Here is a 14,308-nt window from a genome sequence, read left to right as displayed (position 1 = left end):
TCCAACAGTGCTTGAATCAGTAAGAAAAAATAGAATCAGGCAACAAAAAGAACCATACTTAGATTTCACTTTCCCATCCTGTTGCCTGCGACAAACCCCGAATGACTTTCAGGGCCACCAGCAGAATGAACCAAAGCCAATCAGGCATTTTACGAAAAGGAAACTCACCCCCGTAGCTGAAAATCGTTAACCTGTAGGGAACCTGTATTCAGCAATAGCGATTAGAGAGTAAGGAATGAAAGATGTCTGAGAGGGAACAGTTTCAAGCGTGGCTCGACTATCTGCCGGATTTTCTGGCGGAATTCCAGTCTTTCATGGACGAGAGCGATCAAGAGTTTGATTATTCTCCTGAAAGTCTCGATGCACTGGAAGAGTGGATTCTCAGTCATTATCAGGACACCGACGATTTATTGAAGAAGTCCGAAAGTCAAATCCTGAATCTTCTGGCCTGTTATATCGGAGAGTCAATCATACGAATCCGAGGGGGACAACGGGAACTTGATCAGAAGCCTGATTCAGTCTATTACCGACGTCCTGTGATAGTCCTGCCACCATATGGTGATACTGTGTGTCCTATAACTCTTGCGACAACAGCAGCGGATAGAAGAACGGGTGATTTTCTTCGTTCACTGGCTTGTAGCGAGGAATGAGAAACCTGAAAACAGCGCAGCTCAATCCAGTTGGTCTCGCTGTTCTTCATCAACCCCCCACAGAAAAATTTTCGTGTCTTTCGTGCTTTTCGTGGTAGTAATCCAATAAAATTTCGTGGTAGTAACCCCAGCAACCAACCATTTCGAGGTAACACCACTGAAAACGTTCCTGCATGAATTCTGGTTATTCGGCATCAAACAGGCCTCGGCCTGTATCTTCGGCGGGTTCCTGCTGGCGATGATCATCATCACCCGTTTCTGGTATCCGATCGAATCTCTCTACCGCTACGATTTCCTCTTCCTGGCAGCCGTCGGTTTCCAGATCTTCCTGCTCGCCTTTCGTCTGGAGTCACCGAAAGAGGCGGTCGTGATTCTGATCTTTCACATCGTCGCGACCATCATGGAACTCTTTAAAACCTCCGACGGCATTCGTTCCTGGCAGTATCCGGAACCGTTCGTCATCGGTATCGGCAACGTCCCCCTGTTTGCCGGCTTCATGTACAGCGCGGTGGGAAGTTATATCGCACGCGTCTGGCGGATCTTTGATTTCCGCTATTCCAGCTATCCGCCCCTTTGGAGCACGGTGGTGCTGGTGTCGTTGATTTATATCAACTTCTTCAGCCATCATTACGTGACCGACATCCGCTGGCTGCTGATTGCCGCCAGCCTGATCCTGTTTGGCCGGGTCCAGATCTACTTTCGCATGAATCGGGTACACCGCCACATGCCCCTGGTCGTCGGCTGGCTCCTCGTTGCACTGTTTATCTGGTTCGCAGAAAACCTGGCCACGTTCGCCAATGTCTGGGTCTATCCCGCTCAACAGAACCACTGGCAACTGGTCTCCCTCACCAAGCTGGTCGCCTGGTATCTGCTGATGCTGCTCAGCTTTGTGCTCGTCTCACTCGTGAATCGACCTGTGATCATGCAACAGCCGTTACTGCAGGCTGAGTTAGCAACCTCCGAAAATGCAGCTTAGTCTGCCAGTCCAGCTCGTCCGTTGATTATAACTCAATCGTCTGGAGCGGCGAATGGTGAGACTGTTGCCAGATGCCCGTGACCGGATTGATGTAAAGATAGCCGTTGTAGGATTGAGTGTAGCACTTGAACTCGCAAAAGTCGTTGACGATACGTCCCGTCTCCATGAATGAGCGGACACAGTAATCGCCTACCAGGAGCCATTTGGCAAGCGAAACGGCGTCAGTGTGAGACAATGCACACGGGTGAATCAGTTGCTGGTAGGCACGTCGGAATTCTGCCACCCATTTGCTGGTCACCGGGGACGAGTCGATGCTCGAATCAAGGCAATTGAAGATCGCATCACATTCCTGCCGATCACGATTTAAAAGGCTGATTTGTGAATGGTAATAGACAATCGACAGGCAGTAGTCATTTTTGGGGCAGTCTGGTTCGCGGGCAAACTGGAGCAGTAAAGGGACATATTCCGCACCATGCAGGATAAGGTCTTCATCCTGTTCGATCAGAAAGAGGTTCTCATCGTACGCCCAGCGATGAATGACTTCCGGTGTGGGATCAACGTCATTGAGGATTAGATCATCAGTCATCAGTCTGTTTCTTACATTGCGTTTCGGTTCACGGATCAGCAGTTGAGAACCTGTCTGAATAAATCGACTCGTACCTGCCACTCCAGTTATAATCGTTTATAACGTAAAAATCGCCGGGTGCCACTCAACGCGGGTAACGATTCTGTGTAAGTTAAATAAATCTTGATGCGGACAACCGTTAGGTTGTTTAATGCAGGTGCTAACCAAATTGCACTCATGCCAAGAAAGGACTCTTGGAATGCCGCATCAAGATACCGAGCATCTTCGCATAAATATTCAGTCAATGAAAGCGATTTTTGACAGGCTGATTCCCTGCGAAACGTCTTCCCTGGTACGTCACGGCAATGCCTCTCTGGATCCGGGCTGGTTGGCTGCGGTTGCCATTCTCTGCATGGGCTGGACTGCCAAAGGAACACTTGGCGAAAGGGTAAAAACGGCCTACACGGTTGCCGGTGAGCTCTTTCAGGTTTCGACGACAGTGACACGACAAGGGCTGATGAAAGCTCTGGCGAACTACGGACAGCCATTGGTGGATCTGGTGATTCAACATCTTTCCTCAAAACTGGGACAATGGAAGGGCTATCGAACCACAGCAGGCAAAGTCACTCTGGCCGTGGATGCCACCAAGTTCTCTGCGCCTCGCTCAGCAGCCAATCAGCGTGAATTTGCACCAGGGATCCATCATAGAAGGTCGGCGAAATACCGCAAAAAAGCCGATGAATCCAAGGCGTTAACCGTTCAACTGTTAACGACCGTGCTCTGGCATCTGGGCAGTGGGTTACCGTTTCGCTGGTGTATTCAGGGGGCAGCTGGCAGTGAGCGAATTGCGGCCCGGGAAATGCTGGAATCCCTTCCAGAAAATGTCCGACTGGTTGGGGATGCGCAATATACAGGTGCTCCGCTGTGGTCAGCCATCATGGAGTCAGGGCATTCTTTCCTGTTTCGTGTTGGTTCGAACGTAACCCTGTTAAAATCACTTGGTCAGTTGAAAATTCGTGATGGCTTCGTCTATTACTGGCCCGACTCTATGCAGCGTCGAGACCAAAGCCCGCTGGTCCTGCGTCTGTTCCAGATCCATAATGGCAGGAACAAGATCTACCTGGTGAGCAACGAATTAGAAATGACCGATGCATGTGCCTGTAAATTATATCGTCAAAGATGGGGGATTGAGGTTTTCTTCCGCTCAGTAAAACAATCCTGTGAACGCAGCAAGCTATGTTGCCAGACGCCTGTAAATGTCATCACAGAATTAAACTGGACTCTGATCGGAATCTGGGTTGCGTTATTTGTCGGAAAAGACATGTTGCATAAGCAGGGAACGAATCTCAAAAAACTCAGTCCGATCAAAGTGATTCGTGTGTTTTCTCAGGCTGTCACGATAATTGCCTGCCATGCTCAGCAATGGGCGCCATTAACCGACCTGCTTTCGCAATCCGTGCTCGCCGAAGAAAAACGGCCGAATAACAGAAAAGCAAGCCGGGGACATCCGTGTAAGAAAAGGAAACGGCAATGCGGAAAACCAACTATCATTCAGGCAACAACGGATCAAAAAAAACTGGCGAAAATCTATCTTGAATAAAAGTCGTTACCCGCGTTGGGTGCCACTGTTGGCTTGACCAACAGTGCCCGAATCAGCAAGAAAACAGACCTGAAATGCAAGTAAACCGGGTAAGCCCGAATGCAATTCGGGCCGAGCGCAGCGAGCAGGAAGTCACAGCTACCGCGTCCAATTAAGAATCAGGATTCCCACAAAGAACCGGGAACTGGTTGCCTCTGTTTCTCAGATCTGTCTGAACTCAATCCGTCAGTTCCAGTTTCAGCTCCGGTTCCGTCTCAGAAACAGTCACTTTCAGGGGCGAACTGCTCGGGTTCGAGTATTTCGTCGGGATAGAACTTTTCATCGAGACCCCTTCCGGCGTCGACTGAAACGCATTCACCGTCACCTGGTGTTCACCCGGGAGTGCGCCATCGTCTTTGTTGAATGTCGTCAGCGTAAACTTGCCCTCCGCATCGGAGCGACCTGAGGCGGGCTTACGTCCCTGAACCGGGTAGAGCATGATCGTCGCCTCGGGGACCGGGTTCCCTTTGTAGGTCACGACTCCGGAAACGGCGACCGTTTCAGGCAGATCCTCAGATTTCCCGCCACAGCCAGCAGAGATGAACAAAGCCAGCAGCACAGCTCCCGCCAGTCGCGGACGAATAAACGAATTCATGGAGTTCTCCAGGCAACTTCCGGAAGTGAAATGTTCAGAGACGGTCTATCAGCATCAGTACGAGTATCCACCCGTGGGCAGGCCATCCTGTGGGCTTCCCAGTTGCTGATACGTCTGGAAATCCATGTTCTCACTGAAAAAGTGCACGCTGCCGTCGACCATCATGAAATGGGCGCCCCCTTCGTGATAACTGGAAGCCGCAAAGCCATCGATCCAGCCATGCGCACCGGAACTGATCCGGACCCCGGCACTGGGCCAGACGCGAAACGGATGATTGATCGGATAGGCGGTCGTCATCGGAGAATGCCAGGCCGCCCAGGAAGACCACGCATGGAATCCGGGAGAGTTTTCGCCGACAAACAGGACGTTCGAGGTCCCATCCAGCACGTCGCGCATCTTCATCGTCCGGTTGGGAGTCACAATCGAACCCCCTCCGCCACTGGCTCTGAGCCCCATCCGGCGATCGAACATCCCCTGCGGCATGGGGGAAGCACTCACGGTCTGGTCGTAGCCTTTGCCGTCGATCCCTTTATAAGTCGTCACCGCGATATTATTGCGGGAACTGGAAGGACATGTCGCCGGGTAGCACCAGTTCGACCAGACCAGGTTGCCGCCGCTCACGCGGTCCGGCGTCGGATCGCTGGGGCAACGGTATACAGCCAGGGGAGTCTGGGCGACGGTCAGGTTCCCGGCATCGACAATATTTCCGCTGAAGTTGATCTTGTTATAGAGCGGTGCCTGATCGATGAAGGGCAGGATCATCGTTCGCCAGCCGAACGAGTTGCCTGTGTCGCCGTGACTGATGGGAAAGACACCATGGGCATCGTGGTAATTGTGTGTCGCCAGGCCCATCTGTTTCAGGTTGTTTTTGCACTGGCTGCGGCGGGCTGCCTCTCGCGCCTGCTGGACGGCTGGCAGTAGTAATGCAATCAGGATCGCAATGATGGCGATGACGACCAGCAGTTCAATCAGTGTGAATCCACGACTCTTCAAGACGTTGCTTTGCATTTTTAATCCCTCTCTCAAGCAGATGGAAAATGCGACGCCGGCCCGCCTGAATTTTGGCGCTGGATGGGCGAATTACTGCCCGGCGACGATCTACCGTAGATATGTCAAACGCGTTTCAACAGGCGCTATCTCCCCTCAGGAATACTTGTGGATTTCCTGTCAATGATCACAGGTTCCCAGTGTTGTGCCCTGATAGACTTCGACGGGCATGACTTCGGTCAGTGTGGTTTCGATGGCCAGTTCGCCGCTCCGCATCTGGTTCAGCAGTTCCGCAGCCCGATAGCCCAGTTGTGTTTCATTGACGGTGACCGAAGCGATCTGCTGCTGCAGCACACTGTGACGCACCTGATCTCCCACGCCGATCAGGGAAATGTCTTCGGGCATCCGCAGCCCCATTTTTGTCAGGTGCAGATAAATTCGTTCGGCCATCGAATCGAATGAGGTGAAGATGGCCGTCGGTCGCCCGGGCTGGTCCAGCATTCGCTGCAGGGTGCCGGCGATTTCCGCATCCAGTTCCTGCATGTCGATCACGCCCGCCGCACCAAAATAGCTGTGGTGATCGTCCAGCTCACAGCCGACGTCAGCCAGGGCGCTTTGAAATCCGTCCAGATATAAATCGGTCGTCTTTGTACGGTGCGGGGCGAAAAAGGCACAACGCCGGTGCCCCTGTTCTACCAGGGCGTCTCCCGCCAGCCGGCCGATTTCCCGAAACGGAAGACCGAGCAGAGGCGCGGTGATACCTTCGACCGCGCGATGGCAGAGCACGACCGGAATGCCCGCTTTCTGCAGTTGTCGGATCTGATAACCAGGAGTCGGGGGCGTACTGGCGGGCACGATCGCCACGCCCCCGACCTGGTTATCAATTAACTGCAGGATCACATTGCCCTGTTTGTCGACATTGTTGCGGGTACAGCAGACCAGCATCTGGTTTTGTGAATAACTGGCGGACTCTTCAAAGCTGTGCTGCAGGGAAGGGTAGAAACCGGACAGGACCTCCGGGATTACCAATGCCAGAATGTCCAGCCCGCAGGAGAGCCGCTGACGGGCCTGATCGTGAACGAAGGTCCCTTTTCCCTGGACGCGACTGACCAGGCCTTCCTGTTCCAGCAGACCCATGGCCTGGCGAACTGTGCTCCGCGCACTGTCAAACAGGCTGGCTAACTGCTGTTCAGAAGGAAGTGCGGTGCCGGGGGGCAACTGACCTTCACGGATCTGCCGCTTCAGATGTTCCCCGATCCGTTCGTATTTTGTCCGCGCGAAGTCAGCCTCAGAACCTCCGGAAGGAGTGGTGGCTTCGATGACTTCGTGCTCGGATAACATTGTCAGAAATCCTCAACAGGCGGATATTGTATTAAGACAGGTACGTACAACATCGTACATCTCTGATTTTGAGCTTATGTTACCCTCCCCAGGGAAGCTGTCAAACAAAATATCCGAAAAAAGTAACGAATATATTGACAGTTCAGGTGGTAATCAGATTTGCGCAGAGAATAGTCAGGTACATAAAATCTGTAAATAATTGAAGATATGTAGGTACAAATTGAGTACAATTCGCCTTTAAGACTCGCTATGCAGCATTCTGAGAGCATCTCATAGGTCTCAATTCTGGTCACTGGCGGTCATTCAGAACGGTATCGAGTTGACGGATGTGATCTTCTAAAGCTCGTGTTGCGAGTCTTTCTGTAGCGCAGATTATGAGTAGATTTACGGTCGGACACTGATAAAATTATGGGTTCCCGTTATTCGCACGGGAATCGTGCTTGCATCCCGCATCCAAACTGTTTCTACTATTTAGATAGTGTTTATTGCGAAAATTCCTGCCTGTATCCGTATGGGGATGATCTCCCTTTTCACCTTGGGCTTTGTAGCAACGAAGCTCACAGCACAATCAAACATGCCTGACGATCTTGTCTTTATGATGGGGAATTTCGAGGCCCGAATTCCCCAGGACCGTGTTTATAGTAAATCACATCTGTGGTTACTGCCCGAGGCAGACCATTATCGGGTGGGATTTACGGCTTACTCGGTGCGTCTGTTGCAGGATGTCTATTTCCTGGACTGGTTTATCGATCCGTTTACGGTCGTGCAGGAGAAACAGAAGATTGGGGAAATTGAAAGCTCCAAGGCTCTGTCTGACCTGTATGCCCCGTCGGCGGGAAAAATCCTGGAATTCAATGAAGCGTTATTGAATGACCCGTCAGCGATTAATCAGACAGACAATTACGACAAGGGCTGGTTGTTTGAGATGGAGTCAGAGGCCCGGTGGTTGACGCCACCAGAGTATCTGCAACTATTAGATGATGTCTGGGAACAGACCCAGCGGATCATCAAAGGACAACTCAACTGAGAAACGGGCAGGGGCGGAAGGAGTTTCGTTTCGCGTTGAAAAGGTTTCAGAATGGCTGACAAAAAATTAACAGTGGTGATCTCTCAGGCTCAGGGAAAAAATCCCGCCAAACGTGAGCTGGAAGAGTCTCTCGCCGCCGCACTGTTGATGGAACCGGACCTGGAAGTCTCGCTGGTTCCGCATCTGTACGATCTCTCTGCCGACCATACCGGTTCCCTGTTTCTGCAGGCGATCCGCGGTGATCTGGTCATGCTTTCCTGGCTTTATCCGCGTGCCTGTCACTGGATCCTCGACCGCCAGGGCGTCCGCGGTAAAGAAGGACACGTCCTCTTGAAGGAAGAGGTGGACGAAGACGAAGAAGAAGCGCAGAAACAGAAAGCCCCCTTCGAGAATCCCGAACGGCAGAAAACGATCCCCGATCGACACATCTATTCAATCGATCTCCGCGTGAGTTCGACTCCCCAGGATTACATCCAGGAAATCAAACGGATTGCCGGCGAATCCCAGGTGCAGACGTTTCAGCTGTTTGACATGCTGCAGCAGAGCCCTCAACCGGCGCAGCTGGAAAAGTATCTCAAGCCGCTCGACATCATCAATGCGGAAAAAAACAACGGGGCGGCCGCAGAGGAAACAAAACTGGAACCGACCAAACGTCGCTGGTATCCGGTCATCGATTACAGCCTGTGCACGAACTGCATGGAATGTATCGACTTTTGTCTGTTCGGCGTGTACGGCGTCGATCAGGGGGGACAGATCCTCGTCGAAGAACAGGACAGCTGCAAGAAAGGCTGTCCGGCCTGCAGTCGTGTCTGTCCCGAAAATGCAATTATCTTTCCCGGTCATAAAACGCCGGGGATCGCTGGTGCCGATGGTGAAGTCGCCGGCCTCAAAATCGATCTTTCAAAACTGTTCGGTGCGCCGGATGCACTCGAGATGGCGGCCCGGGAACGCGATGCGGAACTGGTGGCTGACGGACGCGATGCGGTCGGCATGTCTGTCGGGATTCGCCAGAATTCGAAAGTCTCTCAGGCCACCAACGAAGAGTTAGACGATCTGATGGACAGCCTGGATGCCCTGGATTTATAGGCATCCCTTTACCAACCAGGAACTCTGGCCAGGAAGACACCAGAATGAGTGAGACCATCTCCTATCAAAGAGTGCTGTCAGGTTATCAGCGGGCCCGCGAATATCTGCTCGATGCCCGTACGGATACCGGCCACTGGGAAGGGGAACTCTCCACCTCAGCCCTTTCCACCGCCACCGCCATCATGGCAATGGAGATGATCCGCCGACAGCGGCCGGATGACGACTCGCTGGACAGCTATATCGAACAGGGCATTCGCTGGCTGGCGCAACATCAGAATAAAGACGGCGGCTGGGGAGACACCGTCAAGAGCTTCAGCAACATCTCCACGACGATGCTCTGTCACGCCGCCTTTCATGCGACGAAAAACACAGAGCATTACGTCTCCCATGTGGTCAACGCCCGCCAGTATATCGATCGCGTCGGGGGCGTCACCGCGGTCATTGAACGTTATGGCAAAGACAAAACCTTTTCGGTGCCGATTCTGACACATTGCGCCCTCGCCGGGCTGGTCAAATGGAAAATGATCCCCGCACTCCCCTTTGAACTCTCCTGTCTGCCGCACCGCTTTTATAAAACCGTCCGCCTGCCCGTCGTCAGTTATGCGCTCCCCGCGCTGATCGCCATCGGTCAGGTCAGACATCATTTCCGTAAGCCCCGCAACCCGATCATGCGGCTGATTCGGAAGCTGTCCATCAAACGCAGCCTCAAGAAACTGATTGAGATTCAACCGGAAAATGGCGGATTTCTCGAAGCCGCGCCCCTGACCAGTTTTGTCACCATGAGTCTGGCCGGCATGGGACTCGTCGATCATCCGGTGGTGAAGAAAGGCCTCGCCTTTTTACTCGCCTCCGTCCGACCTGATGGCAGCTGGCCCATCGATACCAACCTGGCGACCTGGACGACAACGCTTTCCGTGAACGCTTTGGATGGCACGCTGTCCGAATTTGAAAAAGCGCCGATCCGCGACTGGCTCCTGCAACAGCAGTACAAGGAACTGCATCCCTATACCGCCGCGGAACCCGGAGGCTGGGCCTGGACCGATCTGCCTGGCGGTGTGCCCGATGCCGATGATACTCCGGGAGCGATTCTGGCGCTCCTGAATCTCCAGCCGATAGAGACACAACAGGTTACACCTGAAATGAGTTCCGCGTTACGCAATGGGGTTAACTGGCTGCTCGATCTCCAGAATTCAAACGGGGGCTGGCCCACTTTCTGCCGGGGTTGGGGAACGCTGCCTTTCGATCAGAGTGCCGCTGACATTTCGGCCCACGTCCTGCGGGCGCTGGAAGCCTGGTTAAATACCGCAGCCGATCCCGCAGACAGCGACCTGCGATCGCGTGCTGCCCAGGCGATCGAACGTGGATTCAATTATCTGACTACCCAGCAAAGGGCCGATGGCTCCTGGCTGCCGCTCTGGTTTGGAAATCAACATATTGCTGATGACGAAAACCCGGTCTACGGCACGGCGCGCGTGCTGGCAGCTTACGCTGCCGAGGAGCGGCGCGCTTCGCCCCAGGCGGAGCAGGCGGTTCAGTTCCTGCACAGCGTACAGAATCCCGATGGGGGCTGGGGCGGAGCGGAAGGGGCGCCCTCCAGCGTTGAAGAGACCGCGCTCGCCGTCGATGCCCTGCTGGCGGTAGGGGTATCTCTGGAAACACCCTGGCTGGCGCAGGGACTGGTCTGGTTGCTCAAACAGGTCGAATCGGGCACCTATACAGAAACGACGCCCATCGGTTTTTACTTTGCCAAGCTGTGGTATTTCGAACAACTTTATCCAATTATCTTCTCTGTTTCTGCACTCCATCGTGCGGAAACGGTTTTAAAAAAATGTGCGGATGAGAAATTAAGATTGTCGCTTGAAGCACCGGATTCCCCTATAATGTCCGTGAAGGAAAAATAGGTCCCACCAGCGCTCTCAAGCCTGAATTTCTACATTCATTGTGTTACCACTCGAATGAGATACTAACCATAGAGGAGTCTTCCGTGTCCATTGCGCCTTTAGACCAGGAAAGTTCCGAAGAGAAACGCGTCCCTGCTGAAAATGCGGAGGTACGCGATTCCGAAGACGCCAAACCGGTCAAAAGAAAACGCCGCAGTACCAGCCATCTCAAGGCGGTGCCGGAAACCCTTGCGCTGCGCGAAGAGATGAAAGCAGAAGCCGAGAAGTTCGTCCAACGTCTCGACTGCTCCAATCCCTTCACCAAAGCGATGCTGGAAGACTGGTCGCGCGAACTGCTGGGCGAAATGAATCAGCCCGAAAAGTTCCTCGGCTTCATGATGGTGCTGATCGGCAACTTCTTCTGGAAACGCCAGTTCCTCGCGATTCCTTTCGAACGCCGCCTGCTCCTTCTGCCGCACTGCCTCAAACACGCCGAAGGCTGCCCCGCGGAATACGATGAGTTTGGCCTCGACTGCGAAAAATGCGGCGCCTGCTCGATCGCGGACTACAAAGTCAAAGCGGAAAAGCTGGGCTACAAAGTCCTCGTCGCGGAAGGTTCCCCCGTCGTCCTCAAGATCATCGTTGGCGGTTACGTGGACGGCATCCTGGGCGTCGCCTGTCTCAACGTGCTGGAAAAATCGATCGACAAAGTCCTGATCGCCGGCGTGCCTTCTTACGCCGTCCCCCTGCATTCGGGCGACTGTAAAAACACGAAAATGGACGAGCCCTGGATCTGGGAAGTCCTTGAAAAATACGAACCACTGGAACAGCCGCTGACCCGCAGCTATCTGCCCACCATGCGGGCTGCAAATTCGCTGTTCGAAGAACACTTCAACGAGATTCTGCCTCCGCTCCGCACCAAAACCGAAGCCGCCGCCCGGACACCGCTCGGCAAAACCGAAGCCATCGCCTACGACTGGCTCAAGCATGGGGGCAAACGCTTCCGTCCCTTCATCACCCTCGCTGCCTACGATGCGCTGATCAAAGCACAACAGGACGGGAGTGAAACCGATACGACCTACCCGCTGGGCGTGCAGAAAGCCGCGATGGCGATTGAAGTCTTCCACAAAGCGTCACTGATTCACGACGACATCGAAGACGACGATCAATATCGCTACGGTCAGGAAACACTGCACCGTCAGCACGGCACCGGCATGGCCATCAACATTGGCGACTACCTGATCGGTATCGGCTATCGTCTGCTCAATGAAGCCCGCGCTGATATCGGTGCGGAAGCCGCTGCCGACCTGGTCGAAAAAATGGCGAATGCCCACCTCAAGCTCTGCGAAGGGCAGGGGGCCGAAATGGCCTGGCAGGAGAGTGAGACTTTCGAACTCGCCCCGCTGGACGCCTTGCAGATTTACGCACTCAAAACTTCACCCGCGTTCGAAGCCGCTCTCTATGCCGGCATCCGGATGACCGGTTCCGTGAATGAATACGAAGAACTGATCTCCTCGTTCTCACGACAGATCGGCGTTGGTTTCCAGATTCTGAACGACCTCAAGGACTGGCGCGGCGATGACAACAACAAGCTCATCTCCGGTCAGGACGCCCTGGCAATGCGGCCTACCCTCTTACTCGCCCTGGCTCTGCAGTCGGGAGACGAGCAGCAGAAAATGGAACTCAAAGAGATCGTTAATGGTCAGCCTTCAGACGGCGCACGCATCAATCGCCTGCGGAAAATCTACGAAGCCTGTGACGTCTTCACCAAAGCCGAGGTCCTCGTCGACAAGTCACGCGAACGGGCCGAAGAACTGGCCGAAAGCGTCGAGAACGAAGATCTGAAACAGCTGCTGAAGTTCTTCTGTGAAACCGTTCTGGCCGAAGAGACCCCCGAAGTCAAACCTGATCTCCCGATCCTGATGCCACAGCCGATCGCATAATTGCACTCCCGTGATGACGCAATCAGCGGGTGGGCCCGAATCAAATTCGGGCCGAGCGCAGCGAGCAGGAAGCCGCAGTTATCGCGTTCAATTGACGACCAGTTTTCCCACCTGGAACCAGAAGTCGGGTGCCATCCATGAGGAAGCTTCTGTCAAGACCGTAGTGAGAAGAACGCGGAATTATCCAACCATCCATCCGGCATCACTCGCCTTGGCGAGGCGCCACAAGACAAATTACGGTGACTCCCATTCACAGTTACGGCATCACAGTGTGCCATGGCACCCGTCGGGATGTCACCTGAATCCCACTTTCGATCTCAACGTGAAACTTAAGTCCGACACAACTCTTTGAATTTACTTATCGAAACTGCAGTCGCTCAGACTGCCAGGCTCCGTTCTTTCCACAAGGTTCCATTTTTCAACATGGACCACATCACACGCACCAGGTAATGCGATGTGGCTACAATCGCAATCTTTTTCCTGTCTTTTTCCTGTCGATGAATCCGCTCATAATAGGCTTTAATCGTCGGTGAATATCGAATCCCCTGCCAAACTGCTTCGGTAACCAGGTGCCGGACCTCTGCACATCCTTCGCGCGTGATATGCCCCAGTCGATTAGTACTCCCTGACTGATCCTGGATCGGGATCAGACCGAAGTAGGCCCCCACTTTCTTACTGTTGGCAAATCGATGCGGGTCATCCACAAAGGCCACGAATGCCTCAGCAGTGCGTAAGCCGATGCCGGGGATACTCTGCAATTGCTGCACGGCAATGTTCTCTTTCGAATAGCGGGCCAGTTCCGTTTCAACCAGCCTGGTTTGCCTCGTCAGTGTTTCGATCTCTTCTACCAGCATGTCCCGTTTCAGATTTTGCATCGGCTGTTTCAGATCTTTCTGTTTTAGCCATTCCATCCCCCGTATGGTCCAGAGACCAAACTCTTTGGGAACCCTGCAACCAACACTTCTCAGAAGCGAGCGAATTCCATTTTTAGCCCGGGTCCGTTTCTGAATCAGTTTGCCTCGGAATGTAATCAACTCTCTCCAGGCCCGCACGTCTGCAGTCGGGACATGAACGGTCGGAACTTCATCGAGAAACAACAGTTTGGCCAGTTTCTCTGCGTCCGCACGATCATTCTTTTGTTTGGAACGAAAAATCAGTTTCAACAGTCCTGGATGGGCCACGGCAACACGAGAAGCAATCTTACTCAGAGCTTCAAAGTAGATGCCATAACCGGTACTGGCTTCAAAACAGACTTCGCATCGTCCTTGCAGGTTCATCAGAAATTTAATCACATCATCCAGGCATGGCAGCTGACACCGCTGCAGCAGCTTACCATGCTTATTAAGTACACAAATCGTAATATGCTTGACATGCACATCCAAACCAACATACAACATCATTGCCTCCGGAGGTGAGATTTCGTGAAACAGATTGTGAACGAACTTGTTCCACGATAATCGATCCGACGGAGGCTTCCTACATAGTTTCACTGTTGGCTTGCCCAACAGTGCTTAAATCAGCGAAATACGAACAGAGAAGACTGTAGGCTAACCTTGCCTCACATTAAATGAGCGGCACGGCGCCAGCCGCCGGTAACTAGTGAAAACGTTGACCTCATG

General features: G+C 53.2%; 12 protein-coding genes. 7 read left to right on the top strand and 5 right to left on the bottom strand.

The genetic code is table 11. The features are described 5' to 3' along the window. The first annotated feature begins 242 nt into the window (after positions 1-242). Positions 243-650 carry a hypothetical protein gene (locus Enr10x_RS22445; RefSeq protein WP_145451444.1) on the top strand — a complete coding sequence of 136 codons (408 nt, stop codon included), beginning with the start codon at positions 243-245 and terminating at the stop codon, positions 648-650. Positions 651-765: 115 nt separating this feature from the next. After that, positions 766-1,626, top strand: coding sequence for a DUF817 domain-containing protein (locus Enr10x_RS22440; protein WP_197997331.1), 861 nt, complete (start codon positions 766-768; stop codon positions 1,624-1,626). Between the two features lie 25 nt (positions 1,627-1,651). On the opposite strand, the gene Enr10x_RS22435 is transcribed toward Enr10x_RS22440, so the two are convergent. Next, entirely contained in the window at positions 1,652-2,212 is a 561-nt protein-coding gene (locus Enr10x_RS22435; RefSeq protein ID WP_145451443.1) for a hypothetical protein, read from the bottom strand. A 238-nt stretch (positions 2,213-2,450) separates the two neighbouring features. Here Enr10x_RS22435 and Enr10x_RS22430 point away from each other — a divergent pair, with 238 nt between their 5' ends. Continuing rightward, the gene (locus Enr10x_RS22430; RefSeq protein WP_197997309.1) at positions 2,451-3,791 is read left to right on the top strand and encodes a transposase; all 1,341 of its coding nucleotides are present in this window, start codon (positions 2,451-2,453) and stop codon (positions 3,789-3,791) included. Between the two features lie 217 nt (positions 3,792-4,008). Here Enr10x_RS22430 and Enr10x_RS22425 read toward each other — a convergent pair whose 3' ends face one another. The 3 genes from Enr10x_RS22425 to Enr10x_RS22415 all read right to left on the bottom strand — a co-directional run bounded on the left by Enr10x_RS22425 (position 4,009) and on the right by Enr10x_RS22415 (position 6,753). Further along, a complete protein-coding gene (locus tag Enr10x_RS22425; RefSeq protein ID WP_145451442.1) occupies positions 4,009-4,425 on the bottom strand; it encodes a carboxypeptidase-like regulatory domain-containing protein in 417 nt (138 codons plus the stop codon). 54 nt (positions 4,426-4,479) lie between these two features. Further along, complete coding sequence (locus Enr10x_RS22420) at positions 4,480-5,433, bottom strand: DUF1559 domain-containing protein (protein WP_145451441.1); 954 nt, start codon at positions 5,431-5,433, stop codon at positions 4,480-4,482. 159 nt (positions 5,434-5,592) lie between these two features. After that, a complete protein-coding gene (locus Enr10x_RS22415; RefSeq protein WP_145451440.1) occupies positions 5,593-6,753 on the bottom strand; it encodes a GntR family transcriptional regulator in 1,161 nt (386 codons plus the stop codon). 574 nt (positions 6,754-7,327) lie between these two features. Between Enr10x_RS22415 and Enr10x_RS22410 the strand changes: the two genes are divergently transcribed. The 4 genes from Enr10x_RS22410 (at position 7,328) to Enr10x_RS22395 (ending at position 12,689) form a co-directional block, all read left to right on the top strand. Then, a complete protein-coding gene (locus Enr10x_RS22410) occupies positions 7,328-7,780 on the top strand; it encodes a glycine cleavage system protein H (protein WP_145112962.1) in 453 nt (150 codons plus the stop codon). A gap of 51 nt (positions 7,781-7,831) precedes the next feature. Further along, positions 7,832-8,866: an ATP-binding protein gene (locus tag Enr10x_RS22405; protein WP_145451439.1), complete on the top strand. Its 1,035-nt coding sequence runs from the start codon at positions 7,832-7,834 to the stop codon at positions 8,864-8,866. 44 nt (positions 8,867-8,910) lie between these two features. Next, positions 8,911-10,767 (top strand): pectate lyase, encoded by a 1,857-nt coding sequence (locus Enr10x_RS22400; protein WP_145451438.1) that lies wholly within the window; start codon positions 8,911-8,913, stop codon positions 10,765-10,767. Positions 10,768-10,850: 83 nt separating this feature from the next. After that, positions 10,851-12,689 (top strand): polyprenyl synthetase family protein, encoded by a 1,839-nt coding sequence (locus tag Enr10x_RS22395; protein WP_145451437.1) that lies wholly within the window; start codon positions 10,851-10,853, stop codon positions 12,687-12,689. Positions 12,690-13,066: 377 nt separating this feature from the next. Here Enr10x_RS22395 and Enr10x_RS22390 read toward each other — a convergent pair whose 3' ends face one another. Next, entirely contained in the window at positions 13,067-14,089 is a 1,023-nt protein-coding gene (locus Enr10x_RS22390; protein WP_145105234.1) for an IS110 family RNA-guided transposase, read from the bottom strand. Positions 14,090-14,308: the final 219 nt, after the last annotated feature.

Source organism: Gimesia panareensis, assembly GCF_007748155.1.
In the GTDB taxonomy this organism is placed as follows: domain Bacteria; phylum Planctomycetota; class Planctomycetia; order Planctomycetales; family Planctomycetaceae; genus Gimesia; species Gimesia panareensis.
The sequence above is the reverse complement of the archived record's forward strand: the minus strand, read 5'-3'. Positions and strand labels throughout refer to the sequence as shown.

What these genes read in the sequence shown, in the direction of transcription:
- Enr10x_RS22445 (WP_145451444.1), top strand. Translation starts at nt 243, where the DNA reads ATGTCTGAGAGGGAACAGTTTCAAGCGTGGCTCGACTATCTGCCGGAT.
- Enr10x_RS22435 (WP_145451443.1), bottom strand. Translation starts at nt 2,212, where the DNA reads ATGACTGATGATCTAATCCTCAATGACGTTGATCCCACACCGGAAGTC.
- Enr10x_RS22430 (WP_197997309.1), top strand. Translation starts at nt 2,451, where the DNA reads ATGCCGCATCAAGATACCGAGCATCTTCGCATAAATATTCAGTCAATG.
- Enr10x_RS22425 (WP_145451442.1), bottom strand. Translation starts at nt 4,425, where the DNA reads ATGAATTCGTTTATTCGTCCGCGACTGGCGGGAGCTGTGCTGCTGGCT.
- Enr10x_RS22420 (WP_145451441.1), bottom strand. Translation starts at nt 5,433, where the DNA reads ATGCAAAGCAACGTCTTGAAGAGTCGTGGATTCACACTGATTGAACTG.
- Enr10x_RS22415 (WP_145451440.1), bottom strand. Translation starts at nt 6,753, where the DNA reads ATGTTATCCGAGCACGAAGTCATCGAAGCCACCACTCCTTCCGGAGGT.
- Enr10x_RS22410 (WP_145112962.1), top strand. Translation starts at nt 7,328, where the DNA reads ATGCCTGACGATCTTGTCTTTATGATGGGGAATTTCGAGGCCCGAATT.
- Enr10x_RS22405 (WP_145451439.1), top strand. Translation starts at nt 7,832, where the DNA reads ATGGCTGACAAAAAATTAACAGTGGTGATCTCTCAGGCTCAGGGAAAA.
- Enr10x_RS22400 (WP_145451438.1), top strand. Translation starts at nt 8,911, where the DNA reads ATGAGTGAGACCATCTCCTATCAAAGAGTGCTGTCAGGTTATCAGCGG.
- Enr10x_RS22390 (WP_145105234.1), bottom strand. Translation starts at nt 14,089, where the DNA reads ATGATGTTGTATGTTGGTTTGGATGTGCATGTCAAGCATATTACGATT.